29 protein-coding genes are annotated in these 24459 nt (G+C 44.4%); 9 read left to right on the plus strand and 20 right to left on the minus strand.

Going from position 1 to position 24459, the window contains the following annotated elements:
* Positions 1-50: 50 nt before the first annotated feature.
* The 4 genes from HMPREF1139_RS03975 to mscL all read right to left on the minus strand — a co-directional run bounded on the left by HMPREF1139_RS03975 (position 51) and on the right by mscL (position 3225).
* Positions 51-1418, minus strand: a complete 1368-nt coding sequence (locus HMPREF1139_RS03975) for a multiheme c-type cytochrome (protein ID WP_009650247.1) — start codon at positions 1416-1418, stop codon at positions 51-53.
* A 9-nt stretch (positions 1419-1427) separates the two neighbouring features.
* Positions 1428-2000 (minus strand): cytochrome c3 family protein, encoded by a 573-nt coding sequence (locus HMPREF1139_RS03980; RefSeq protein WP_009650093.1) that lies wholly within the window; start codon positions 1998-2000, stop codon positions 1428-1430.
* 118 nt (positions 2001-2118) lie between these two features.
* A complete protein-coding gene (locus HMPREF1139_RS03985; RefSeq protein ID WP_009650232.1) occupies positions 2119-2763 on the minus strand; it encodes a Crp/Fnr family transcriptional regulator in 645 nt (214 codons plus the stop codon).
* A 60-nt stretch (positions 2764-2823) separates the two neighbouring features.
* Positions 2824-3225, minus strand: a complete 402-nt coding sequence (gene mscL / locus HMPREF1139_RS03990) for a large-conductance mechanosensitive channel protein MscL (protein WP_009650326.1) — start codon at positions 3223-3225, stop codon at positions 2824-2826.
* Between the two features lie 146 nt (positions 3226-3371).
* Here mscL and gltX point away from each other — a divergent pair, with 146 nt between their 5' ends.
* Genes gltX through HMPREF1139_RS04005 form a run of 3 tightly spaced genes read left to right on the plus strand, consistent with a single transcriptional unit; the run spans position 3372 to position 6590 of the window.
* Complete coding sequence (gene gltX, locus HMPREF1139_RS03995) at positions 3372-4667, plus strand: glutamate--tRNA ligase (protein WP_009649987.1); 1296 nt, start codon at positions 3372-3374, stop codon at positions 4665-4667.
* Positions 4668-4681: 14 nt separating this feature from the next.
* Positions 4682-4975, plus strand: coding sequence for a YggT family protein (locus tag HMPREF1139_RS04000; protein ID WP_034966070.1), 294 nt, complete (start codon positions 4682-4684; stop codon positions 4973-4975).
* Positions 4953-6590, plus strand: a complete 1638-nt coding sequence (locus tag HMPREF1139_RS04005; RefSeq protein ID WP_009650218.1) for a transglycosylase SLT domain-containing protein — start codon at positions 4953-4955, stop codon at positions 6588-6590. Before HMPREF1139_RS04000 ends, HMPREF1139_RS04005 begins: the two co-directional genes overlap by 23 nt.
* Here HMPREF1139_RS04005 and HMPREF1139_RS04010 read toward each other — a convergent pair.
* Entirely contained in the window at positions 6511-6993 is a 483-nt protein-coding gene (locus tag HMPREF1139_RS04010; RefSeq protein ID WP_034966073.1) for a hypothetical protein, read from the minus strand. The two genes, HMPREF1139_RS04005 and HMPREF1139_RS04010, sit on opposite strands and share 80 nt — an antisense overlap.
* A 299-nt stretch (positions 6994-7292) precedes the next feature.
* On the opposite strand from HMPREF1139_RS04010, the gene mobB reads away from it, so the two are divergent.
* Genes mobB through HMPREF1139_RS04035 form a run of 5 tightly spaced genes read left to right on the plus strand, consistent with a single transcriptional unit; the run spans position 7293 to position 11748 of the window.
* On the plus strand, positions 7293-7772 hold the full coding sequence (gene mobB / locus HMPREF1139_RS04015; RefSeq protein ID WP_009650091.1) for a molybdopterin-guanine dinucleotide biosynthesis protein B: 480 nt from the start codon (positions 7293-7295) through the stop codon (positions 7770-7772).
* Positions 7772-8635: a class 1 fructose-bisphosphatase gene (locus HMPREF1139_RS04020; RefSeq protein ID WP_009650055.1), complete on the plus strand. Its 864-nt coding sequence runs from the start codon at positions 7772-7774 to the stop codon at positions 8633-8635. Before mobB ends, HMPREF1139_RS04020 begins: the two co-directional genes overlap by 1 nt.
* On the plus strand, positions 8635-8835 hold the full coding sequence (locus tag HMPREF1139_RS04025) for a hypothetical protein (protein WP_009650331.1): 201 nt from the start codon (positions 8635-8637) through the stop codon (positions 8833-8835). Before HMPREF1139_RS04020 ends, HMPREF1139_RS04025 begins: the two co-directional genes overlap by 1 nt.
* Before the next feature lie 17 nt (positions 8836-8852).
* Entirely contained in the window at positions 8853-10763 is a 1911-nt protein-coding gene (gene metG, locus HMPREF1139_RS04030; RefSeq protein WP_009649989.1) for a methionine--tRNA ligase, read from the plus strand.
* Between the two features lies 1 nt (position 10764).
* A complete protein-coding gene (locus HMPREF1139_RS04035; protein WP_009650200.1) occupies positions 10765-11748 on the plus strand; it encodes a hypothetical protein in 984 nt (327 codons plus the stop codon).
* 32 nt (positions 11749-11780) lie between these two features.
* On the opposite strand, the gene hcp is transcribed toward HMPREF1139_RS04035, so the two are convergent.
* The 3 genes from hcp to queC all read right to left on the minus strand — a co-directional run bounded on the left by hcp (position 11781) and on the right by queC (position 14419).
* The gene (hcp, locus tag HMPREF1139_RS04040; protein ID WP_034966079.1) at positions 11781-13109 is read right to left on the minus strand and encodes a hydroxylamine reductase; all 1329 of its coding nucleotides are present in this window, start codon (positions 13107-13109) and stop codon (positions 11781-11783) included.
* Positions 13110-13333: 224 nt separating this feature from the next.
* Positions 13334-13486, minus strand: a complete 153-nt coding sequence (locus HMPREF1139_RS11535) for a hypothetical protein (RefSeq protein WP_156795013.1) — start codon at positions 13484-13486, stop codon at positions 13334-13336.
* A gap of 261 nt (positions 13487-13747) precedes the next feature.
* A complete protein-coding gene (queC, locus tag HMPREF1139_RS04045) occupies positions 13748-14419 on the minus strand; it encodes a 7-cyano-7-deazaguanine synthase QueC (RefSeq protein ID WP_009650265.1) in 672 nt (223 codons plus the stop codon).
* 57 nt (positions 14420-14476) lie between these two features.
* Here queC and ybeY point away from each other — a divergent pair, with 57 nt between their 5' ends.
* A complete protein-coding gene (gene ybeY, locus HMPREF1139_RS04050; protein ID WP_009650146.1) occupies positions 14477-14884 on the plus strand; it encodes an rRNA maturation RNase YbeY in 408 nt (135 codons plus the stop codon).
* Here the strand turns inward: ybeY and mrdA are convergent, their stop codons facing one another.
* From mrdA to HMPREF1139_RS04110, 12 genes are all read right to left on the minus strand, one after another.
* Entirely contained in the window at positions 14885-16714 is a 1830-nt protein-coding gene (gene mrdA, locus HMPREF1139_RS04055) for a penicillin-binding protein 2 (protein ID WP_009649973.1), read from the minus strand. It abuts the gene before it with no gap.
* Entirely contained in the window at positions 16711-17199 is a 489-nt protein-coding gene (locus tag HMPREF1139_RS04060) for a hypothetical protein (protein ID WP_009650271.1), read from the minus strand. The genes mrdA and HMPREF1139_RS04060 overlap by 4 nt, the downstream gene beginning before the upstream one ends.
* On the minus strand, positions 17166-17624 hold the full coding sequence (locus HMPREF1139_RS04065; protein WP_009650212.1) for an N-acetyltransferase: 459 nt from the start codon (positions 17622-17624) through the stop codon (positions 17166-17168). The genes HMPREF1139_RS04060 and HMPREF1139_RS04065 overlap by 34 nt, the downstream gene beginning before the upstream one ends.
* On the minus strand, positions 17621-18238 hold the full coding sequence (gene yihA, locus HMPREF1139_RS04070) for a ribosome biogenesis GTP-binding protein YihA/YsxC (RefSeq protein WP_009650135.1): 618 nt from the start codon (positions 18236-18238) through the stop codon (positions 17621-17623). The genes HMPREF1139_RS04065 and yihA overlap by 4 nt, the downstream gene beginning before the upstream one ends.
* Complete coding sequence (gene lptA, locus HMPREF1139_RS04075; RefSeq protein WP_009649961.1) at positions 18235-18720, minus strand: lipopolysaccharide transport periplasmic protein LptA; 486 nt, start codon at positions 18718-18720, stop codon at positions 18235-18237. Before lptA ends, yihA begins: the two co-directional genes overlap by 4 nt.
* Positions 18696-19220, minus strand: coding sequence for an LPS export ABC transporter periplasmic protein LptC (gene lptC / locus HMPREF1139_RS04080; RefSeq protein WP_009649991.1), 525 nt, complete (start codon positions 19218-19220; stop codon positions 18696-18698). The genes lptA and lptC overlap by 25 nt, the downstream gene beginning before the upstream one ends.
* The gene (locus tag HMPREF1139_RS04085; protein WP_009650267.1) at positions 19211-19699 is read right to left on the minus strand and encodes a KdsC family phosphatase; all 489 of its coding nucleotides are present in this window, start codon (positions 19697-19699) and stop codon (positions 19211-19213) included. The genes lptC and HMPREF1139_RS04085 overlap by 10 nt, the downstream gene beginning before the upstream one ends.
* On the minus strand, positions 19696-20283 hold the full coding sequence (gene hisB, locus HMPREF1139_RS04090; protein ID WP_009649955.1) for an imidazoleglycerol-phosphate dehydratase HisB: 588 nt from the start codon (positions 20281-20283) through the stop codon (positions 19696-19698). Before hisB ends, HMPREF1139_RS04085 begins: the two co-directional genes overlap by 4 nt.
* A gap of 1 nt (position 20284) precedes the next feature.
* Positions 20285-21127 carry a septal ring lytic transglycosylase RlpA family protein gene (locus HMPREF1139_RS04095; RefSeq protein ID WP_083845028.1) on the minus strand — a complete coding sequence of 281 codons (843 nt, stop codon included), beginning with the start codon at positions 21125-21127 and terminating at the stop codon, positions 20285-20287.
* A complete protein-coding gene (locus HMPREF1139_RS04100; RefSeq protein ID WP_009650140.1) occupies positions 21114-22325 on the minus strand; it encodes a lytic transglycosylase domain-containing protein in 1212 nt (403 codons plus the stop codon). The genes HMPREF1139_RS04095 and HMPREF1139_RS04100 overlap by 14 nt, the downstream gene beginning before the upstream one ends.
* Positions 22326-22396: 71 nt before the next feature.
* Entirely contained in the window at positions 22397-23182 is a 786-nt protein-coding gene (locus tag HMPREF1139_RS04105; RefSeq protein ID WP_009650258.1) for a TatD family hydrolase, read from the minus strand.
* Positions 23179-24435: a GGDEF domain-containing response regulator gene (locus HMPREF1139_RS04110; RefSeq protein ID WP_034966084.1), complete on the minus strand. Its 1257-nt coding sequence runs from the start codon at positions 24433-24435 to the stop codon at positions 23179-23181. The genes HMPREF1139_RS04105 and HMPREF1139_RS04110 overlap by 4 nt, the downstream gene beginning before the upstream one ends.
* Positions 24436-24459: the final 24 nt, after the last annotated feature.

Raw genomic sequence — 24459 nt, forward strand, 5'->3', positions numbered from 1 at the left:
GATGTTAGGAGATAAAAAGAGACGGGAAGCCCCGTCTCTTGGTCGAAAGATTAATGAGCTTTGCCGCTCTCGATTCTTTCTTTATATATCTTGCGAAGTTTTCTGATGTCATTTTTGACCTCAAATACTCCGTGCCAGTGTGAATAGTCAGGTCCACCCATCAATGCGCCTTGTCTCATACGGCGACCCTCGTGGTGCCATAAGTGATAGAACACATCTTGGAATTCGTCCTCCCAAGCATCTTCAAGCAATAAATTCTTAGCTTTTAGATCATCAAGCATTTTCTTGGCTTCATCGTAATATACATTATAAAGCTGAACTTGCTTATCACCCATAGCAAAGAAATTATCTGTATGTGTTATCGTATGGCAAGTTTTGCATACTAGTTTCATCTCAGCGCGTGCAGCCTCAGGGCCTTGAGGATTGCCAGCTAGAGGTGTTCCTATGTTTAGCTTGCCTGTTTTCCAATAATCATACGCCGCTTGCTCGTAGCCTTTTGTCCTTAACTCGCTTCTTGGCGCCCACAAATTCCATTTTAGACGTTGTGAAACGTTGTGAGTCGTTGTAGTCTCGCCGACGCCGCTCATGTGGCACGTAGCACAAGTAGGAGCTCTAAAGTCGGGTACATCCCAAGTATCAGGAGCGCTGTCATATTTCCATGTGTTACCTTCTGCGTTGAAAATATGTCCATGCATTGAGTTGTTGAATATTTCGATATCCGGGTGATCTGGTCCAAGGTGGCAAGATGCGCAAGCTGCAGGTTTTCTAGCCTCAGCTATGTTAAACGTATGTGAGCTATGGCAAGATTTGCAACCGCCTATACCGCCGTCAGGATAAACATTGCCTATACCGTAGTTTGGCCAAGTCTCTTTTGTAGGTTTGTGATCAGCGTCTAGTTTGATGACGGTTCCGTGGCACTGAGTACAACCTGTCGCGTCAGGAGCCATTTTAAAGTCAGGGTGATCTGCACCCTCATAGTGATACATTAGTTTTACTATTGCAGGGTTAGCATACATTTGCATAGCACCTCTTGCGTGGCCGCTCTTTGTAAATTCATCGACTTCGTTTTCATGGCATTTAGCACAGGTTTTAGGGCTAACAAGCATAGAAACGTGATTGTTTGAGTCTTTTGGGTGCACCTTTACTGAAGCCATCGGGCTATCGGCAGCTACAGAGTGGCAGTCCATACAGCTTACACCTACGTGTGCGTGACGGCTATTTTTCCAATCGGCAACGATACCGGGCGTTTTTTCCGAGTGGCACTCGACACAGCTTTTTGACAAATCAGACATTTTGTGAGCGACTTTAATGTTTTTGATGACATTAAGGTTGATCGCTTCTGTCTTATTGCCATCAGTACCCGTAGCAAAGCCAAAAGATACTAAACAGGCTAATAAAATAGCAACTTTTTTAAACATCTCTCCTCCTTATTTGGTTTTATTGTTTTCTTGATTTTTCATTGCTTCAAATTTATCGATATAAAGACCTAGATCTTTATGACCGACATGATTATGGCAATCAACGCATGACTTTTTATCGGGATTTCCAAAAACAAAATAATCGCGGTGAGGCAAAAACGATTTGCCCGCTTGAATGACATTTTTTAAATTCGAGTGGCAGGTCAAACAGCCACTATCGTATACGAAGTGCGAAGCATGCTCGCGCTTTTTACGCCAATCGATTTTGTCTGTATTTGTAAAAAATGTTTTATATCCGTCATTTATAGATACTTTAATTTTTGTTAGGACATAGGTATAGGCACTTCTGTGGTCGAGGTGACAGGCTGAACACTCGGCTTTTATGCCAAGCTTGTTTTTGCCGCCGTGTATATCTTCGTGATAGGCTGCGTTCATAGGATCCATCGTATGGCATACGGTGCATATAAAGCCGCTTCCTGTCGCGTGTAAAGCATCAGCCACGCCCATAGAGGCTATAAGTCCGATAACGATACCTATAAGGACGGACGACCAAACAAAAAATTTCTTTTTAACGTTTGCCAAAATTTACTCCTATAATTTAAAACTTTAATATAAAACTTAAAAAATAAATCGCATAATATCCAAAATTATATTAATAAATCTTGATTTAAATCAATTAATATTTATTTGATATTAACTTTCAATACGAAAAAATTTGAGTCAGCTCATCGACGTTTTTATCGATTATTTGGTTTTTCTCATCAAGCTTGATGAGATTTGCTGTTTTAAATTTATTTAAAATTCTCGAGAATGTTTCCGGGGTTATATTTAGGATAGATGCGATCTTGGTATGCTTTAAGCTATTAAACAAATCTTCATGCATAAGGATAAATTTAGCAACCTTGGCTTCGGAATTCAAAACAAGCTCTTGATGCAGGAGATTACTCGTGATACGTAGCTTTTCTGACATCGATTTTATGAGGTTCATACAAATTTTAGGATTGCTCAAAAATAAGGTAGCAAATTTCTCGTAATTTATCTTTAGCACCTCACCGGATATCGTAAAAACGGCACTAGCCGGATAAACGATGTTTTCAAAATTTACGACCTCGGCGACAAAATTCATAGGGGCTAGCTGATGGAGGAAAATTTCCTTGCCGTTTGCCGCGGTCTTATAGAGCTTGACCGAGCCCGAGAGCAAAAAAATGAGCCATTTTGGCTCCTCGCCCTCCATAAATAAAAATTCACCTTTTTTATACTTTTTTGCAATGGTTATGTCTTCGAGTTGCTTCATCTCGTCTTCGTCCAGGCATTTAAAAAAGGGTATTTGTCTTAATACTTTCATCTTAACCTCAAAATTTAATCTATAAATTTCAAAAGGCCAAAGCCCTTTGAAAATTTTAAATCATTTCTTAAGCAAGTCTCTGATCTGTGTTAAAAGCACGATATCTTCCGCAGGTGCGGCAGGCTGCACAGCTTCAGGCTCTGCAGGCTTTCTTTTTAGAGAATTTATAGCCTTGATGACGCAGAATATACAAAACGCTATGATCAAAAAATCGACCGCAGTTTGTATGAAATTTCCGTAGTTTATCGTGACTGTGGGCACGCCCTGAGCAGCGTCTTTTAGTGTGATCTTAAGATCGGTGAAATTTACGCCTCCGGTTATCACGCCTACGATTGGCATTATGATGTCGCCCACGAGTGATGAAACGATCTTTCCAAATGCCGTTCCTATGACGACGCCCACGGCCATATCAAGCACATTGCCTTTCATTGCAAATTCTTTAAATTCGCTGATAAAACTCATTAGCTCTCCTTGTGTTAAGTTACAAAAACTAGACGATTTTATTAAAAAAATGCTTTACCGCTCATAAAAATTTAAAATTACGTAACTTTAAATTTATGAACGCAGTGCTATAATCAAGCCCTTAAATCAATGTAAGGAAAACAAAAATGTATCGTTTTGCTCCATCTCCGACGGGAGATATGCATATCGGGAATTTACGCGCCGCGATATTTAACTACATCTGTTCGCTCCAAGATAAAAGCGGCTTTATCTTACGCATAGAGGACACCGACAAAGAGCGAAATATCCAGGGAAAAGAGAAAGATATACTTGAAATTTTGAGCAAATTCGGCATCAAGCCGCAGCAAATTTACATCCAAAGCGAAAATTTAAAATTTCACCGCCAGCTCGCCTCCAAGCTTTTGATCGATAAAAAGGCCTTTGCGTGCTTTTGCACCGAGGAGGAGCTCGAGGCTAAAAAGCAAAAAGCCAAAGAAGAAGGCGTAGCATATCGATATGACGGCACTTGCGAGAGGCTAAGCGATGCAGAAGTTTTAGCCTGCGAAAAGCCTTTTGTCATACGTATGAAAAAGCCCGAACGCACGATGAGTTTTACCGATGCGATAAAAGGCGAGCTGAGCTTCGAGCCTGATGCAGTCGATAGCTTCGTCATCATGCGAACGGACAAGACGCCTACATACAACTTCGCCTGCGCGGTCGATGACATGCTAGAGGGCGTCACATTCGTAATACGAGGCGAGGATCACGTCAGCAACACGCCAAAGCAAGACCTCATCCGCGAAGGCCTTGGCTACACGGGCAAGATGAACTACGCGCACCTGCCGATCTTGCTAAATATCGAGGGCAAAAAAATGAGCAAACGCGAGAACGAATCAAGCGTGAAATGGCTCTTTGAACAAGGCTTTTTGCCCGAAGCCATCGCAAACTATCTGATACTGCTTGGCAACAAAACTCCAAGTGAAATTTTCACGATAGACGAGGCGGTAAAATGGTTTGACATCACTAAAATTTCGCGCTCTTCGGCCAGATTTGACGTCAAAAAGCTAGAGCAGATCAACCGCGAGCACATAAAGCTAGCAAGTGACGATCGCATCGCTGAAGTTTTTGGCGTGGATAAAAATTTGGCGAATTTAGTTAGGTTTTACACCCAAGAAAGCTCGCTAGTGCCCGAGATCAAAGAAAAAGTGAATAAAATTTTCGCTCCCAAAGTCGCTCCCGAGGAATACAAAAGCGAATTTGAGACGATCAAAAATGCGGCTAAAAATTTAGGCGAATTTGAAAATTTCGATGATTTTAAAAAGGCCTTGATGACGGCTACCGGCCTAAAGGGCAAAAATTTCTTCATGCCGCTTCGAGCCCTACTCACAGGCGATCTACACGGGCCCGAGCTTAGCGAGCTTTATCCGCTAATCAAAAACGATCTAGCGCGCATAATCGCTTGAATTTAGGAGAAAAGATGATACTTTCTACGTTCATATCGGCCATCGCAGATATCTTGCATATGGTCATAAATATCTACATTTGGATCATCATCATCTCAGCTCTTTTAAGCTGGGTGAGACCGGATCCTTACAACCAAGTAGTGCAGCTCCTTTGGCGTCTGACGGAGCCTGTTTATGCCTTTATCAGACGCTTCATACCGACCGTTTTTGGCGGTATCGACCTAGCTCCGCTCATCGTGCTTTTAGCACTTGAGTTTTTAGATAGATTTTTGATAAAGCTTTTATTTGCGCTTGCTTCGTCTATTTAGCGTTTTATCGCTGTTTATCGTGCTTGGCTCGGCCAAAATTTTAAGCTACGAGGAGCTAAAAGACGAGCCAAAGAGCCTCGCAAAGGATTATTACATAAACCGCCTCATCAACGAGGGCTCATATACGAAAGAGCAGATAAAAGAGCTCGCAAAGGATGTTTATAGGCGCGCTGGCCCGGTGCAAAAATCGATCGATAAAATTTTGCCGCCCGCGCCAAAGCCCAGCCTCTGCCCGGGGGTGAATCCTAAAAACATCCTAGATGCCAACATCACCTGCCAAAACGCGCTTACGACGATCAGCTTCGCTCTAAAGCTGGATATCAAAACACGCACGCAGTTAGCCGCTAAGCTAGCTGATTTTTACCCGCAAAAGGCGCAAACGCTGCTTATTTTAAACGATGAAAATCCGGCGGTTAAATTTGCACAAAATGGCGATACGAAAAATTTCATGGCGCTTTTTAACGCCAGTAGCATCTCTCAAACGATGAAATTTTTCGGGACGGAATTTGACGCTAGCTTTATGGATAAATTTTATCAGGAAAAGGGCTTTAGCGCGCTTTTAAACGATGTCGTGATAAATAAAAAATACGATGCGTTTAGACAAAATTTACTAAAAATAGATGAAAACATCACCGAAAAAAACGACGCTTTCATGCTCGGCATAAACGCCATCACGCTTAAAAACGATACCGCTGCGCTTAAATTTTTTGCCAAAGCAAAAGCGAGCTTCGAGCGAGAGTGGCAAAGAGACAACGCCACATTTTGGCTATATCTCATCAGCAAAGATGAAATTTATCTAAACGAGCTAGCGCAAAGTAGCGACGTAAATATCTACTCGCTTTACGCCAGAGACTTTACAAATGCCGAGCCTTTTGAGGTCATAGTGCCTCGCCCGAGCAAAGAAAAACCGGAAAATTTTGACGTAACAGATCCCTTTTTATGGGTAAAGACCGCCGCACTCGCAAAGCAGATGAACGCCGAACAGGCAAGCGAATATGCAAAACGCTTTTATACTAAAGAAAGCGTGGGGGCGTATGCTTATTTCATGCAAAGAGCCGCCGGCTGGGACAAGCATTACTTTTTGATGCCGGAGTCCTTGGAGCTAGAGGATACAAACGTCACGCGAAAATCGATGATCTACGCGCTCGGTAGGCAAGAGAGTCTTTTTATCCCAAGCCTCATTTCCACCTCTTACGCGCTTGGGATGATGCAGTTCATGCCGTTTTTAGCAAACACGATCGGCAAAAAAGAGCTAAAGATCGAAAATTTCGACCAAGACGATATGTTTAAACAAGATGTAGCTTTTAAATTTGCAAATTACCATCTTGATTATCTGGAGAAATTCCTCTTTCATCCGCTATTTATCGCATACGCATATAACGGTGGTATCGGCTTTACTAAAAAGCTCATCACGCGCGATGATATGTTTAAAGAGGGAATTTACGAGCCGTTTTTATCTATGGAGCTAGTACCCGTCACTGAGACGCGAAACTACGGCAAAAAGGTGCTTGCAAACTACGTAGTTTATAGCGCGCTTATGGGTTCCAATATAAAGATTTCGCAACTTTTTGAAATTCTAAGCTCACCTTCTGCGACGGATAAATTTCGAAAGTGAGATTTAGCTTGTCGCTACTTTTGCTCGGGGCTGATATCTCATAATAAGCCGCCCAAGGCATGTTAAAGCCGGCAAGGCTCAAAAGCTCGTCGTTTTTATCAAGCAGCCTTAGCGAAGTAGCGTTGCTCTCGTTATTTACCTTGATACTTGAGGCGTCTATCTCGTTTTCTTTGGGGCTGATGGCTACTAGGAATTTCTCCTCGCCTTTAATGGAAATTTTACTTTGATAGATCGGGTTTAGATATGTGGCGATGATTAGCGTGCGATTGGTATCATGGATGATCTCAGCTTTGCTAGTGTATGCTAGAAGCTCGTTTTTTAGCGGCTCATGAACGATGATCTTTTTATCAGAGCATCCTAATACCCCAAAAATGAATACGAAAACAAGTAAAATTTTTCTCACCGCAGCCACCTTGAATTTTAAAATTTCGCCCTATTTTAGCATTTTATTTTTAAAACTAAAGGCTCTGTTCTGACAAAGTATTAATTTTTCGACTTTCAATAGCAAAGTCAAACCTTGTGAAGCGACGCTATCGCCGCCGATTTGCAGGAAAGCAGTAGCTGACCGCGCAAATCGTGCTATATGTTCGGCGTCTTGCGGAGTGAGCAAGGTTTGCGGAGCTAAACTAAATCATTTTCACTCATAAATTTTAAAGCCAACTTTGGTTATAATCCCCAAAAATTTTATCAAAAAAGGCTCTCATGAAAAGACTCGCCATAGCGTTTTCAGGCCCGTCAAACAGCGGAAAAACCACGCTCATTTTAAAAGTAGCCAAACACTTCATAGACCAAGGACTAAAAACCGCTGTCGTAAAGCACGACCCGGGCGACAAGGCGAGATTTGACGTAGAGGGCAAGGATAGCTTTAAATTTTCTCAGACCGGGGCGGAGGTCGTCGTGATGAGCCCGACTAGGACGACGTATTTTTCACAGCAACCCTCACAAATAGACGAGGTCATAAGGATGCTAGGAGAGTTTGACATACTTTTGGTCGAGGGGCTAAAGACCCTGCCGTTGCCGCGTCTTAGCGTATTTAAAGACGAGATAGACGAAAAATATCTAAGCTTTTCAGACGCGATAGCCACCTATAAGCCCAGTGTGCCCTACGAGATAAAAAATATAAATTTAGACGACATAGACGCGATTTGCGCGTGGATACTAGAAAATGCAAAGGCCGTATGATGCAAGATTTAAATGAAATTTTCGAGACGATAAAAAGCGTAGCAAAAGAGATAAGCGAGGTCATAAAATATGCCGACCTTGGCTATACGACGCACGAAAATGCCACAGGTGACACCCAGCTGAAGCTAGATGTGCAAAGTGATGAGATAATCACGGCTAAATTTAAGGCTCTTAGCTGCGTAAAAGCGCTAGTCAGTGAGGAAAAGGACGAAATTTTACCTATAAATACGAACGGGAAATTCATAATCGCATACGATCCGCTGGATGGCTCGAGCCTTGTAGATGTAAATTTCGCCGTAGGCTCGATATTTGGCATCTACGAAAACGAGCTAAAGCCACAAAATTTAATAGCTGCAGCTTACAGCATATACGGTCCTCGCTTGGAGCTAGTCATAAACGATAAAAAGGGTACGAAGCCAAAATTTTACCGCCTTGGCAAAGACGGGAATTTTAAATTCGTAAGAGAGCTCGAGCTAGCCCAAAAAGGCAAGCTAAACGCCACAGGTGCGACGCAAAAAGGCTGGAGCAAAACGCATAGAAACTTCATAAACGAGCTGTTTGACGAGGGATACCGCCTACGCTACTCAGGAGCGATGGTCAGTGACTTGCACCAAATTTTACTAAAAGGTGGCGGGCTTTTTAGCTATCCTGCCACGAGCGATCACCCAAACGGCAAGCTGCGCCTGCTCTTTGAGGTGCTGCCGTTTGCATTCATCTACGAAAACGCGGGCGGTACAACGAGTGACGGCAAGAGCGATACACTATTTGACGTAAATATCACAAAGACTCATCAGACATCACCTTGCTTCTTTGGCTCTGCTAGCGAGATCGCCCTGCTTCATAAATTTTACGGAAAAGACTGATGCAAGAGAGCGGGCAAAAGGATAAATTCGAGCTGGCTTTCGAGGAAAAGGCTAAAATTTTACAGGGTTGCCAAAAGCAAAAAGAGCTCAAGAGCTGCTTTAGTTGTGAGAAATTTTTTGACTGCCAGATACGAAAAGACTACGTAGATACCTGCTACAACTCGATGTCTAAGGGCAACTCGGGCGGCTTTGATTTTTAAATTTAAAAAGGAAAAATATGAAAGAAAAAGTTTATATCACCACGCCGATTTATTATGTAAACGACGTTCCGCACATCGGACACGCCTACACTACGATAATCGCCGATACCTTTGCACGTTTCAAGCGCCTACAAGGGCATCCGACATACTTTATGACCGGCACGGACGAGCACGGACAAAAGATCGAGCAAGCCGCAAAAGCGCGTGGCAAGACGCCAAAAGAATACGCCGATGAGATAAGCGCTAAATTTCGCACGCTTTGGGACGAGTTTGAGATAAGCTACGATCATTTTATCCGTACGACCGACGAGGAGCACAAGCTCACCGCACAAAATGTTTTTAGCAAGATGCAGGCAAACGGCGACATCTACAAGGGCGAATACGAGGGCTTTTACTGCGTTAGTTGCGAGACGTTTTTCACGGCTACTCAGCTACTTGATGACAACTGCTGTCCCGACTGCGGACGAAAGACTAGCATCGTAAAAGAGGAGAGCTACTTTTTTAGACTCTCGAAATACCAAGACGCCCTGCTAAAATGGTATAAAAACGACGAGCTTTGCGTCATCCCAAGAGGCAAGAAGAATGAGGTCGTAAGCTTCGTAAAAGGCGGGCTAAAAGACCTCTCCATCACCCGCACGAGCTTTGACTGGGGCGTAAAGCTACCAGCTAGCGCTAACGATCCAAAGCACGTGATGTATGTCTGGCTAGACGCGCTCGTAAACTATCTCACGACACTTGGCTACTCAAGAGACGACGCATTGATGGACTTTTGGCAAAATACCACGCATATCGTGGGCAAGGATATCTTGCGATTTCACGCGGTGTATTGGCCGGCATTTTTGATGAGTTTAAATTTAGCCTTGCCAAAACACGTCGCAGCACACGGTTGGTGGACACGTAACGGCGAAAAGATGAGTAAGAGCAAGGGCAATGTCATCGATCCAAGGGAGGTCGCTAAAGCTTACGGCCTTGAAAATTTCAGATATTTCATGCTCCGAGAAGTGCCGTTTGGACAAGACGGCGACTTTAGCCAAAAGGCACTCATAGAACGCATAAATTCCGAGCTTGGCAACGGACTTGGCAATCTACTAAACCGCATAATCGGCATGAGCGGCAAATATAGCGAGTTTAAAATAGACGCTTCAAACGTGGCTAAATTTTACAACGCCGAGCTAGAAGAAGCCCACGCTCATCTAAAATCAGCAATAGAAAATTTAGAAGTTCTAGCCACGAATCGCTACTTGGAGGAGCTTTGGAAGGTAGTGACGCTGGCAAACGGTGTCATCGCAAAATACGAGCCTTGGGCGATGATAAAAGAGGGCAAAACGACCGAGGCTAACGCCCTTGTCGCGCTAAGTGCGAATTTACTTGCAAAAGTAGCCGTTTTACTAAGCCCTGCGATGCCAAAAACAGCGGGCAAGATCGCCGAGGCGCTTAGTTTCGAGATAAACGAGCGAAGCTTTAAGGATCTGGTGCTTGATAACGGCGTGCAAAATTTCATCTCAAAGCCGACTGAGCCGCTATTTCCAAGGATCGAGAGCGAGCTGATGCCAAGTGCCGCTCCAAGCGTCAACGAGCCGCAAAACGAGAAAAAAGATGAAAACATCATAACGATAGATGATTTTGCCAAGATCGTGATAAAAGTAGGCGAAGTACTGGAGTGCGAAAGAGTCGAAGGCAGCGAGAAGCTACTGAAATTTACGATCGATTTGGGCGAGCAAAAGCCTCGCACCATACTTTCTGGTATCGCAAAATACTACGACCCAAGCGACCTCATCGGCAAACAAGTTTGCGTCCTGGCAAACCTCAAAGAGCGAACGATGATGAAAAAATACGTCTCTCAAGGCATGATCCTAAGCGCGGAAGACGGCTCGCTGACGCTGCTTAGCACTCAAAAAAAGGTCAAAAACGGAGCGATAGTCGGATAATATGACGATCGAAAATTTAGCGCGCCTGATCAACGGACAAACCCTAAACAAGCCAAGCGTTTCTAGCATAACAGACTTTGCTTTCGAGGCTAAAAACGTGAGGCAAGGATACGCATTTTTTGCGCTTGATGCCGGCGAAAACGATGTCGATCTGGCCGTCAAACACGGCGCTTACGCTGTCATCGGCGAGGAGGAATTTACCCCAAAAGACAGCGAGATCGCCTACATAAAAGTAAGCAGCGTCCAAACCGCGATCATGCGGCTCATGCGCTTTGAGGCGACGCATAAAAATCTAAAATTTTGCGCCGTGAATGCCGCTCAAATGGCGATCCTGGAGCGCATAAGCCTTGGTAAAAACGCCGCACTCATGCCCAAAAGCGCGCCCGAGCTCTTTTACAAAATCATGCGTGCAAAGGACGGGGATATATTTTTTAGCGGCGATACCCGCGTGCTTCAGCGCATATCTCCGCTTTACGACGCCGTTTGGACTGATACTAAGGCCCAAGCGATAAATCCAAGCTCGATATTTTTCACAACGATGATCTGCGACGGGATCTACTATCAAAATTTAAACATCCCGCGCGTTTTCATGGGTATGCTTTGCGGTTTGCTCCACTACTTCAAACAAAATAACATCTTCTTTAAACTAAACGATACAAGGGTGCTAGCGCACTTTGAGCCGATATTTATCGATAAAAATTTCAAGCCCGCAAATTTCGGAGCCAGCTTTCGCGCGCTTATAGTAGAAAACGACGAGGAGCTCTTTTTGATAGAGACTGCATTTTTACAAAAGAATTTCAGCATCGACGAAGCGCTGATCTGTCTACCGAGATCAAGCGATATAAACGTGCAAAATGCCTTGTATTTCGATGAATTAGAAGAGATAAAAAATTTAAAAGGCTTTAGATATGCGCTCGTTTTTTGCGATAAAAGCGAGCTTTTAAACGTGCTAAATCAAAGCAAAGAGCAAGCGGGGCTTTTTTAGCGCCCCAGCAGGCGGGACTAGCCGCCTAAATTTCACTCGCCCAAGAAATACTTCAAATCAGCCTGTGCGTCGCCGCTTATAGGGCGAACACCGAAATTTTGAACCAAGAAATTCACTATCTCGTCGTTGAAAAATCTAGGCAGGCTAGGACCTACGTTGATATTTTTGATGCCGAGGCTAAAGAGCGCCAGCAAGATGATGACCGCCTTTTGCTCCATCCACATCAGCACGATCGAGACCGGCAGATCGTTTACCGCGATACCGGTCGCTTCGCTGAGCGCTAGGGCGATTTTGACCGCGCCGTTGCTGTCGTTGCACTGGCCAAGGTCGATGTATCGCGGAAGCTGCGTACCCGGCACGTTGCCAAAGTCGATGTCGTTGAATCTAAATTTGCCGCAGCTTGATGTCAAAATGACGCAGTCTTTAGGTAGGCTCTGGGCTAGCTCGCGGTAGTATTCGCGTCCTTTGCCCGGTGCGTCGCAGCCTGCGATGACGAAAAAGCGGCGAATTTTACCCGACTTAATGGCATCTAAAATTTGCGGCGCAAGGCTTAAAATCGTTTTGTAATGCCCGCCCGTTACCAAACTCTCGTCGCTGTCCATGCTCACGTCGCCGCATGCAAGCGCGCACTCGATGAGCGGCGTAAAATCGTCGTTTTCGATGTGCTTTACGCCGTTTGTGCCTGCGATAGAGTAGCCAAATAGGCGATCTGCGTAGGTACAGGACGAGCGAAGTGGCACGATGCAGTTAGTAGTCATCAAAATAGCGCCTTTGAATTCGTTGAAAAGCTTGGTCTGATCGAACCACGCCTTGCCGACGTTGCCCTTTAGGTGCGGATATTTGCGAAGCTGCGGATAGCCGTGGGCGGGCAACATCTCGGAGTGAGTGTAGATGTTTATGCCCTTGCCCTCGGTCGCTTTTAGCAAAAGCTCTAAGGCGTGCAGATTATGACCGCTTACTAAGATCGCCTTACCCTCTACTTTGTTTTGGCTCACTTTTACGGGCACAGGGATGCCGAATTTTGCCGTATGCGCCTCGCTTAGGATGTTCATGATCTCTACACCCGCACTTCCGACCGCAAGGAGCTGTTTGACGTGCTCGTCGAAGTTGAAATTCGAGTTTGTGAGCGTGAAATACAGCGTGTCCGCCATCACGCGATCGACTGCGCTGGTGTCTGCGCCCAGCTCATCTGCGTGGTGACGATAAGCGCTAAGACCCTTAAGACCGAAAATCATCGTGTCTTGAAGGCGCGCGAGCGTATCGTCTTTGCCGCAGGTGCCATGGCTCTGACCCTTGGCGCCACAGCCTTCGGGCGCGCTCATTTCGCATTGGTAGCAAAACATCTCCATATCTTTACTCATTTTTTCTCCTTGAAATTTTAGAAAATTTAAGCGCATTATACACGATTTATTTGTATTTTAAGTTGATTTTAGTCAATAAACTTTAAAAGTTAAAATTAATCTATATATTTAAGCTTTTATGATTTCGCTTATCAGAATAATGTCAAATTGAAAGACTTTATTTTAATAAAGTGTTGATACTTTAAAAGGATATTTCACAAAAATACGATATTTTCATATCTTTGCTAGAGACTATCAGCAGGGCAGGAGCTAGTAGCCAAATGTGTAGCATAAAGCGCCTCTTGGGCTACGAGGATAAAGCGGTAGCTGACCGCGGTCTGCTCGCAGTTGCGTGGCGTTGTCGAAGTAAAAATCGTGCCATATGCTCGGCTACTCACTCCCACACGAAATTAGGCAAGTCCGCAGGACTGAGTAGTTTTTTGCGAAGCAAAAAGATTTCCTTGAAACGCTGTTCGCGTCCGTACTAGGTCGATCTTGGAGCGAGCAGGGTTTTTCTGCTTCGCATTGCTCGTAGCTTTTCAAGACGCTTCACTTCGTTCATAACTGCAAAGCAGAAGCGAAGCAGGTGTCGATGATTTATTATAACAGAGCCTTATTTTTATATCACATTAGGTATATAAATTTTAGAGATTTGCTTATCAGCTTAAATTTGCGTATTTTATCTTATCTTTTACGCCGGCTCTTTCAAAGCCTCTTAGCCTCAAGCGGCAACTGTCACAAAGCCCACAAGCCTCGTCCTCACGCTCGTAACAGCTCCAAGTAAGCTCGAGTGGAGAGCCAAATTCCAGCGACTTTGCTACGATGTCGGCTTTGCTTAAATTTACTAACGGCGTGACGATCTTTATCTTTGTTTCAGGTGCCGTGCCGACGTTTATGGCGGCATTCATGCGCTCGATAAATTCGCCCTTGCAGTCCGGATAACCGCTGCTATCCTCCTCTACAACGCCGATATAAATCGCTTGTGCGCCCTCTTTTTCGGCGAGTGCGGCGGCGATAGAGATAAATATCCCGTTACGAAATGGCACATAGGTGTTTGGTATCTCATCGCCCAGACCGCTTTTAGAGACGGCTAAATTTTTGTCAGTCAGCGCATTGCCGCCGATATCCGCGATAAAGCTGACGTCTAAATTCAGCCGCTTTTTTATGCCAAGATAGTCGCAGATTTGCTCAAAAGCCATTTTCTCTCGCCTCATCGTGCGCTGTTCGTAGTCAAAATGAAGCGCTATGATCTCATATCCCTCGCGCTTTGCTATCACCGCGCAAAGTGTGCTATCCATGCCTCCGCTCATTATACAGACTGCCTTTTTCATAGTTTTCCTTGAGATTTTTGCTAAAATTATACAAAATTTTAAATTTAAAGAGTCAAAATGATACTTTGCGAGGAAAAATACCCCGAAATTTTAGATGAAATTTGCGCATTTTTAACACCAGGAGATATCGAGCTGAGCTTCGTAAACAGCGAGGAGATGAGAGAGATAAATTTAAAAGAGCGAGGGTTTGATAAAACGACTGATGTGCTTAGCTTCCCGCTTGAGCTAGTGCTTCACGCTCCTATCGGCTGTATCGTGATAAACACCGATCTAGTCATGCAAAAAGCGGCCCAGCTGGGGCACACGAATGACGATGAGACCGCCCTGCTTTTCATACACGGGCTGCTTCATGTGCTTGGCTTTGATCATGAGAAAGATAGTGGCCAGATGCGTGAAAAAGAAGTGCAGATCATCACGAAATTCAAACTTCCAAAAAGCCTGATCGTGCGAACGATGGAGGGGTGATCACTTTTTGCCTTGCTTTTTGGCGTCAGCTGCGATCGATTTTTCAAGGTTGATGTAGCCCATATCGACAAGCTTATTGTAAATTTGCGATATCTTAGGCCCTGCCGCACTACCGCCGTGTCCGCCATGCTCGATGACCATCGTAACGACGTATTGAGGATCTTCGTAAGGCCCGTAAGTCGTCATCCATGCGTGCGAGCGCTGCAAATACGCCATATCTTCTTCTTGCATACGCTTTTTCTCGGTCTGCGAGATGCCTACGACTTGCGCGGTACCAGTCTTTGCCGCGACTTTCACGACACTACCGATAAAGTGCCTATTTGCCGTGCCTTTAGGGTGATTCGCCACCTCATACATCGCGTGTCTGATGGCCGGTAGCTGCGATTTTTCAAACTCGGTAAAAGCATCGTCGGTCGGCGTGAAATCAACATCCACACCGTCTATGCTCTTTAAAAAATGAGGCGTTATATTTAGTCCGGTCGCAAGTCCGGCCGTGTATTTGGCTACTTGCATAGGCGTTACGAGGAAATTCCCCTGTCCGATCGAGGTGATGAGCGTCTCGCCCTGAAACCACGCCTTGCCGTATTTTCGCATCTTCCACTCGCGACTAGGCAGCGTCCCTACGAATTCATTTGGCAGATCGACGTTCGTTTTCGTGCCAAAGCCCATACGCTCAAGTATCGGTACGATAGCGTCTATGCCGACCTTTTGGCTGCCTTTATAAAAATAATCGTCACAGCTCTCGCGTATAGCCGTGTTCATATTGACATTTCCATGTCCGTAAGTCTTCCAGCAGCGAAATTTACGCCCGCCAAGCTCATACGAGCCCGAGCAGTAAAAGCTGTCGTATTTACTCATGCCATTATCCAAAAATGCAAGCGCCATGCCCATTTTCACGATAGAGCCGGGCGGGTAAAGTCCGTTTACCAGCTTGTTTGTAAAGGGATGATCGACGTCTTTTACAAGATCGTTCCACTCTTTTTGACTGATGCCAAGTACGAAAGGGTTTAGATCATACTCAGGAAAGCTACCAGCAGCGATGATAGCACCGTCTTTTAGGCTCATCACTATCACGCTTCCCGCATCCTCCCCAAACACATCCGCTACAAATTTTTGGACCTCAAGATCGATGCTGAGCTTTATATTTTTGCTGTGCGGCGCGGTGAAATTCATCTGCTCGATCTCTTCGTTCAAGGCATTTACTTTTATACGTTTAGAGCCCTCCACGCCTTGCAAGACCGAGTTATAATAACGCTCCACGCCGCTTCTGCCCGTGTAGTTGGTGAGCTTCGTAAGAGGGTCGCTCTCTATATCTTTTTGATTTGCCCTACCGACGTAGCCGATGATGTGCGAGGCTAGGTCGTTATATGGATAGTGGCGCTTTGACGCCGGCTCGATGCGTAAATTTTCACGTAACGACAGGCTCGCAAAATACGGCAGAAATTTATCATAGTCGATGAATTCCACCACATTTATAAATTCTTGATTGTAAGGCGAGTCGTTTTTTATGTATTCGCGCTTTAGTTTCGTGACATTCAGATCGTCAAACAGCCCTCCGATATAGTTTAGCTCGGAGTCTAAAATTTCGCTTTTCATACCGCTAAGATGGGGCTTTACGAGGATAGAAAAGCCAAGCCTGTTTATCGCCATGGGTCTGTCTTTGACGTCAAAGATGATACCGCGAACGGGCGGGATATACTGCATCTTGACGGCATTTTGCTCGGCGATCTCGTTGTAGTATTCGTTGGAATTTACGCTTAGATGGTATATCCTACTAAGAAGGATGACCCAAAATAGCGCTATCACGCTAAAAACTATACGCATCCTCATACGACGCGATCCTTAAATAAAATTATCGCCAGGATCGTTTCTGTCACGATGTAAAAGAAATACTCTATTCCAAAGCTCAAAAACGAGCCGTTTTCCATGTATGCGATGAGGTTGTTTACTAAAAACGTCATGGCGTATCCGCTGGCGACAAATATCGCAAGCAAGCAGTTGCGCCACTTCATCGTGACAAAAAGCCAGTCAACTACGAAGTTATAAAATATCAAAAACGCTATCACGCTGGAAAAGAGATAAAAGCCGTGAATCTGCTCGCAAAAGAGCAAAAACGTGACGGCAAAATACCAATAAAAGTCAAATTCCGTGTATCTTTTTTGCTTTTTTGTGTATTCCAGGATCAAATACGTAAAAAATAGCCCCATCAGCGGCGGTAAAAAGCCAAGCTGCGTCGTAGCTATCTCATAAGCGATCAAAAATACGATGCCAAAGAGCTCTTTTAGAAATTGTAGATCAGTGCTATTTCGTTGCATACGGGAAAGTGTTTGCATTTTATACAATCAGCCCAAATTTTTTGGGTCGGAAGCTCGCTTTTTGGTATCTCGTGAAAGCCAAGCCTTTCAAAAAAGCTACGCTGATAGGTGAGCGTGAAAATCTTTGAAATTTCATAAAATTTTGCCTCCTCCAGCAGCTTTTTTACCATCATAGTGCCCACGCCCTGACCACGCATATCCTCGCTCACGATGAGGCTTCTTATCTCGGCAAGGCAGACTGCGTGTATGTGAAGCGCGCAAAATCCGACTATTCGCTCGCCCTCACAGGCAAGGATATATGAGCGGATATTCGTGCTTATCTCGTCGTCGCTTCTAGGCAGTATGACGCCCTTTGCGACCTCAGGAGCGACCAAAGCCTGCATAAGAGCGACGTCTTTTGGCTTTGGCTTTCTTAGCTCTATCATCGTCCAAGCGCCCGAGCGACGATCAGCTCGCGTGCTTTGTCTATGCCGACTTTATTTAGCGTCGAGACTAGGGTCCCGTTTGGATCAAATTTCAAAACGGCGCTCTTTGAGCTTTGATTTAGCTTATCGGCCTTCGTGTAAAAATTTAAAATTTTCTGATCCGGCCTCAAAAACTCGTTTATATAATTATTTACGTTCATGTCGATATCCAGATCAAAATGCCTAGCATCTATGAGATGGACGAAAAGCTTGATGCTTGATCTAAATTTCAAAAATTCATCGAGGTTGCGCCTCCACTCCTCGTGCTTTGACTTTGCCACCTTAGCGTAGCCAAAGCCCGGTAGATCGACGAACATTATCTTGAATTTATCCGTTTTTTCGCCGCTTTGATCATCTTGCTCGTCAAATTCCACTTCGAAAAAATTTATAAGCTGCGTCTTGCCCGGAGTCGATGAGCTCTTAGCCAGGGCTTTTTGATTTACGAGCGCGTTTATAAGGCTGCTTTTGCCGACATTTGAGCGCCCCAAAAATACCACCTCGCTGAGGGCAAACTCGGCAGCGTCCTTGATGCTTGGGCTAGAGCTTATAAATTTAGCGTTTAAAACGCGTATCACTTGGCTTTATCCTCGATCTGAAAGATAAATTTCACCGGTTTTTTCTCATCGCTATTTACGTTATACGTGCCGCTATTTTGATTTACGACGATCTTTTCGCCATATACGTTTTTGTCGGTCTCGACCTCGTGTAGGTGGCCGTTACCGGTGACTGTGTATGTTTGCGTGGCGGGCTCGTAGGTGAGCGTATCGCCTTTGCCGTCATAATGCTTGTCTTTCATGGCTATCTTGGCTCTGGCGTTGCCTGTGGCGACGTATTTTATCGGCTGACGTTTGGTGTCGAAATAAACTATCACTTTGTTTGCGAAAAGCTCGTCGTAAGCACCCTTTTTTATATGGACGTTACCGGTAAATTCGCTGATTTGTTTATTCTCGTCGGCAAAAAAACTATTTGATGTTATCTCGACTTGCTCCGCGTGAAGCGCCGTAAAATTTAAGGCCGCAAATAGCCCTAAAGCTACTGCCTTTGCTGCTCTATCCATGCTTTTAACCCTTTTATGTGCGTCTGTTTTTTAGCTAGATCGTATGACCCGCTCTCACCGGTGGCCTTGTCTGAATTTTGCGTCACGACAAAGCTACCGTCAGAGCGTGCTATTTTCGTTTTGGTATTGTATATCACCTCGTTTGAAGTGAAGCTAAGACTATCGTTGTTATCGTATTTTACGTTGCCTAAAAATCTCACGTCATCGCCCTGCGATATAGCCTTATCAGAGCTTAGGATATGCTTTAAGCCGCTTCTTAAAATTTCAGCTTTGAATTTTAAAAACTCATCCTCGCTACTATATCTGTTTACCTCGTCGGCTTCGTATACGGCGTTTATGCCGCTTGCGTTCATCTCGTAGTCAAGCACGTCGTTTGCCTGCATGTTAGAAACATTGATATCTTGCTTGAACTGTTCGGCAAAATATGGATCCTGAAGCGCTAAAAATATCATCACGACGCTAAATATCGCGACGACGAAATAGAAAATTTTTATAACCAACGCTTAGACCACTCGTCAAATAAATTTTGCTTTTCGATGATGATCTCGATCATCTCGCGCACGGCACCGGCGCCGCCTTTGTGCTTGAGCTTCGTTTTAACCTCAAGCTGTTTTATGGCGTCTTTTGGCTTGAAGCTCCATGCCACGGCATTTAAAATTTTAAAGTCGTTATAATCATCGCCGATTGCTGCGGAGTTTTCAAAGCTAAGCCCTTCAAATTTCAAAATTTCCTTGGCTACTTCAAATTTATCGCTAACGCCCTGATAGACGTGATTTATCTTTAGATCCTCAGCGCGTCGCTCTATGATAGGGGATTTTCTGCCCGTGATGATGGCGGCTTTTTTACCAAGCTTCAGCCAACTCTCGATGGCGTAGCCGTCCTTCACGTCAAAAAATTTAAGCTCCTCGCCGTTTGCACTATAAACGATCTTACCATCAGTCAAGCAGCCGTCGACATCTAAAAATATGATCTCTATCATAGCACGCCTTTCGTGCTTGGCGTATTGACGCGGGGATTTTTAGCGAGCGCACGTCTAAGTGCGACGGCAAAGGATTTGAACGCGGCTTCTATTATGTGGTGATTGTTTCTGCCGCGGAGTTTAGCGATATGAAGCGTGATGTTTGCATTCATTGAGACGGCTCTAAAAAATTCCTCCGCAAGCTCGATGTCAAATTCTCCGACCTTGCCCTTTTCGTTGAAATTTTCATAGACTAAAAAGGCGCGATTGCTCAGATCAAGCGCACAGCTCACTGCCGCCTCGTCCATCACGACCACACTATCGCCAAAACGCTCTATGCCGCTTACCGGATAGATCGCCTCTTTTAAAAGTGTGCCTATGACGATGCCAACATCCTCGACGCTATGGTGAAAATCCACGTGCGTATCACCCTTGCATGAAATTTTCATATCAAGCAAAGCATGCTTGCCAAAAGCCTCGAGCATATGGTCGAAAAACCCTACTCCCGTGGCTATCTCGCATCTACCCTCGCCGTAAATTTTAAGCTCAGCGCTGATATCGGTCTCTTTTGTCGTCCTGACAATCTTTAAAATTTTGTCCTTCATGCTAACCTCTTACTATAAATGCACCTTGGAATTTACCGCTCCTAGCGTAATCCCTCGCCTCGTCCTCGCTCCTAAAGCCGTTTAAGAACACGCGGTAGATCGTCTCGCCGTCTATCGTGAATGTCCTCACGACAGACTTGTAGCCGTCTATACTTTCATGCTCTTTTTGATAGCGATTGGCGCCGTCTTTGTTTTTAAACGCACCGATTTGCACCATGAAATCGCCTCCGACTACGCTCTGCTCGGACGATATGATGATACCGCTGACAGGTGCGCTAGGCGAGCTAGGAGGAATTTTGCCTTTGTAGATAGAGCCTTGATTTGAAGCGATCGCTACATTTTCGGCGTTAAAACCTATGACTTCCATATTTACAGGAGCTGTGCCTGTGCCTATGATGTCAAGCTTCGTAGCAGCGGCCTTTGAAAGATCGAGCACGCGATCGGCCACAAACGGACCGCGATCGTTTATGCGCACGATGACGCTTTTTTGATTTTTTAGATTCGTGACCTTGAGCACAGTATTCATCGGCAATGTCTTGTGCGCGGCGGTCATGTTGTGCATATTGTAAATTTCGCCGTTTGACGTGGTTTTACCGTGAAAATTTGGACCATACCAGCTGGCTATGCCACTAGCCCTGTCGCCCACACTGACGACGGTAGGATAGTAGGTCTTGCCGTTTATCGTGTAAGGGCGCATCGTGGCTTTTTGCATCGCGGGAGTGTTGATGACTTTGGCATTCGTAGGGCCACTTGGAGCAAACGGAGCGCCGCTCCAGGAGCAACCGACTAGAAACAGTGCAAAAGTAGCGCCCAAATAAAATTTGGGACTATTAAGGTATGACAATCTTTGCTCCGACGCTTAAATTTGAACTGGCCAGAGAATTCGCCTCTTTTATATCTTTTTCATCGACTTTGAATTTCTTAGAAAGCGTAGCTAAAGTATCGCCGTTTTGGATGGTGTAGTTTTGAATTTTGTTATGGTTAGACGACGGGATTATCAGCTTTTGATTATACGCGACTGCGTTTGTTTTAAGCTCATTGTAGCTTTTGATGGCTCTATGGCTTATGCCTGTCTTTTTGGATATCGCAAGCAAAGTATCGCCCTTTTTGACGGTGTATGTGTAGAAGTTGTTTTTACCGTTAAAAGACTTGAAATTTTCAGTAAAGAGCTTCTTTTTGTTCTCAGGTATATAGACGTAATAATTTTTAAGCGTAGGAGGGGTGAATACGAATTTCAAATGCGGGTTATTGTCTTTCATTTTTTTCGTGCCAAGCCCGATACTATCACCTATCTGGGCTAAATTTGTCCCGCCGGGCACTTCGACCTTAGTAAGCTTCAGCCCTCCGCTCACATTTAGTAAAGACGAGTCTTTAGAGACGATGAAGTCAGCATCCTTGGCGATATAAGCGGCCCTTAAAATTTTGATTATAAATTTTCTGGTTTCAGGAGGTAGATATTTTTTCTCAGGATCGATAAGTGTGGCTAGATCGTCCGTTCCGGCCTTTTGTATGGCTTTTGACAAACAGCCGTCGCCGCAGTTATAGGCAAGAGCGGCCAAATACCATTTTCCAAACTGATTTTTCAAAGAGCGAAGATACATGGTAGCAGCCTTCGTAGACTCGACCGGATCTTTCCTCTCATCTACGTATTCTCCGACCTTTAGGCCGTGAAGCCTAGCCGTTTTTTCCATAAACTGCCACATGCCGGTGGCTTTTACGTTTGAGACCGTATGGTTTGAAAAGCCCGACTCTATCATAGCAAGATAAAAAAACGAATCGGGAACGCCCGAAGCTTTTATCTGCGTCTTTATCATCGGGATATACATATATCCGCTTTTTAAAGCATCGGTAAAAGTCCTTACCTGTGAAGACTGGATACCCTTTCTCATATTTGCATAATAAGATGTTTTCATGAAGCTAGTGTCTATGTCAAGCTCTTTTAAAATTTTAGCCTGCGCTTCATAAGGATCCCTCTCGGGGGCGCTTGCAAATAGCGATAAACTACATGCAAAGATCAAAAAAATCTTAAGTATGGCTTTCATTTCTATCCTTTTTTCGTGTCAAAGTCAAAACATCGCTGGACGCGGTGTTTTGAAACAAGTGCAGCGTAAATTTACGCGAAGCACCCAAATAACCTTTTGGCATTATTCGACGTGATCTCACAGACCTCGTCAAATTCAAGGTTTAAAATTTCAGCTATCTTTTTAGCAACAAACACTGTGAATGCCGGCTCGTTCCTCTTGCCTCTGTTTGGCTCTGGCGTGAGATACGGCGCATCCGTCTCTATCAATATCCTATCGGTTGGAATTTTAGGCAAAATTTCGACTAGGCTTTTAGCGTTTTTAAATGTCAAAACACCGCCTATGCCAAAATAAAAATTCCCAAATTCAGCAAGCTGCAAAAGTAGCGGCGAAGCGTTGTAGCAGTGCAAAACGGCTCCCGCACTAAGCTTTGGCGCATACTCTTTTAGGATATTGAAACTATCCTCGTTAGCATCACGGATGTGAAGGATAACGGGTTTTTTTAACTCAACGGCCAAGTCAAGTTGAGCTAAAAAAACGCGTTTTTGCTCTAGCTTTTCACGGCTCTTTTCATCTTCATCTTTTGGCAGACGGAAATAATCAAGCCCGCATTCGCCGATAGCCACGCACTTTTTATCGTTTTCAAATTTACGCAAAAGAGCTTCATCAAAGCCATCTTTATCATACGGATGAACGCCAACGGCAAAATAAATATTCTCGTACGCGTTTGCAATTGTAGCGGCTTTTGGTAAATCATTGATATCAGCCCCCGGTATGACAAAGCCCAAGACCCCTAAATCAGCCGCATCGCTTAAAATTTTAGGTAAATCGACATCATAGCATTTGGAGTCCAAATGGCAATGCGTATCGATGATCACTTAGCGACCTCGACTCTGTTCCTACCGCTTTCTTTGGCTATGTAAAGCGCCTCATCGGCAAGCTCTAAAAGCTCGTCCAGTCGGTAGTCGCTTCTGTTAAATACGACGCCTATGGAAACGGTGAAATTTATAACATTTTTCTTCAATGAAATTTTGCTATTTGCTATCTTGGCTCTTAAATTTACAAAAAATTTGACCGCCTCTTCTTGCGAGATGTTTTTAAGCACGACGCAAAATTCCTCCCCGCCAAATCTAGCTACGATATCGTTTCCTTTCGTATCGTCCACCAGCTTTTTAGCCAAAAACTGCAAGACCTTATCTCCGCTGTCGTGTCCGTAAGTGTCGTTGATGTTTTTAAAATGATCTATATCTATCATCGCGATAGCGTAAGGTTCTGCGGTCTCTTCGGCTTTTGCGAGATACTGCGTCATATCGTCATAAAAATATCGCCTATTATAAACGCTGGTTAGAAAGTCGCGATTAGCAAAATTTGCGATTTGATTTATGTTTTCCATCGCCTCTATCGTGTTGTTTACGCGACATATCAGCTCCTCTTTTTCAAAAGGTTTGGCGATGAAGTCGCTAGCTCCGTTTTTGAGAAATACTGGCGCGCCTATATTTTCGCTAGGAGAGGTCATCACGATGATGCCAAGAGCGTTTTTGTCTTTCTCTTTTCTCATCTCTTTTAAAATTTCAAGCCCATCTTTTACTGGCATCCTATAGTCGGTGATGACTAGCTTCATATCGGGATTGTCAGCAAAATAGCTCATCGCCTCTTCGCCGTGAGCGGCCGTAAATACCTGAAACTGAAGGCTCGTCAAGATCTTTTTCAAGCTGTTTCTAAAAGGCATCGAGTCTTCGACGATGAGCGCCTTATATTGCCTATTTTTGCTTAGGCGATTTATCATTTGAAAGATATAATTTATATCGTCCATATTGCCCTTATAAACGTAATCAACGATATCTTTATGTATGAAATTATTTTTAGTCTGCTCGTCGATACTGCCTGTTAGGACGATCACGGGTAGTCCTTGAGCGATGACGTAGTCTACGATCTCGCCGTTTGGAGCGTCAGGTAAATTTAGATCGAGGATCGTCATAAAATACTCTTTTTTATGTTCGCTTATGAGCATTTTAGCTTCGGCAAAATTATAAGCCACATCGATGATCATATCGTCGATACTTTTATCCATCTGCTTGACTATGAGTTTTGCCAGGGCTTTGTTGTCATCGACTACTAAAATTCTCTCCATATCCTTATCCAAAAATTAAATTTA

Origin of the sequence: Campylobacter sp. FOBRC14 (genome assembly GCF_000287855.1) — a bacterium.
GTDB classification, from domain to species: domain Bacteria; phylum Campylobacterota; class Campylobacteria; order Campylobacterales; family Campylobacteraceae; genus Campylobacter_A; species Campylobacter_A curvus.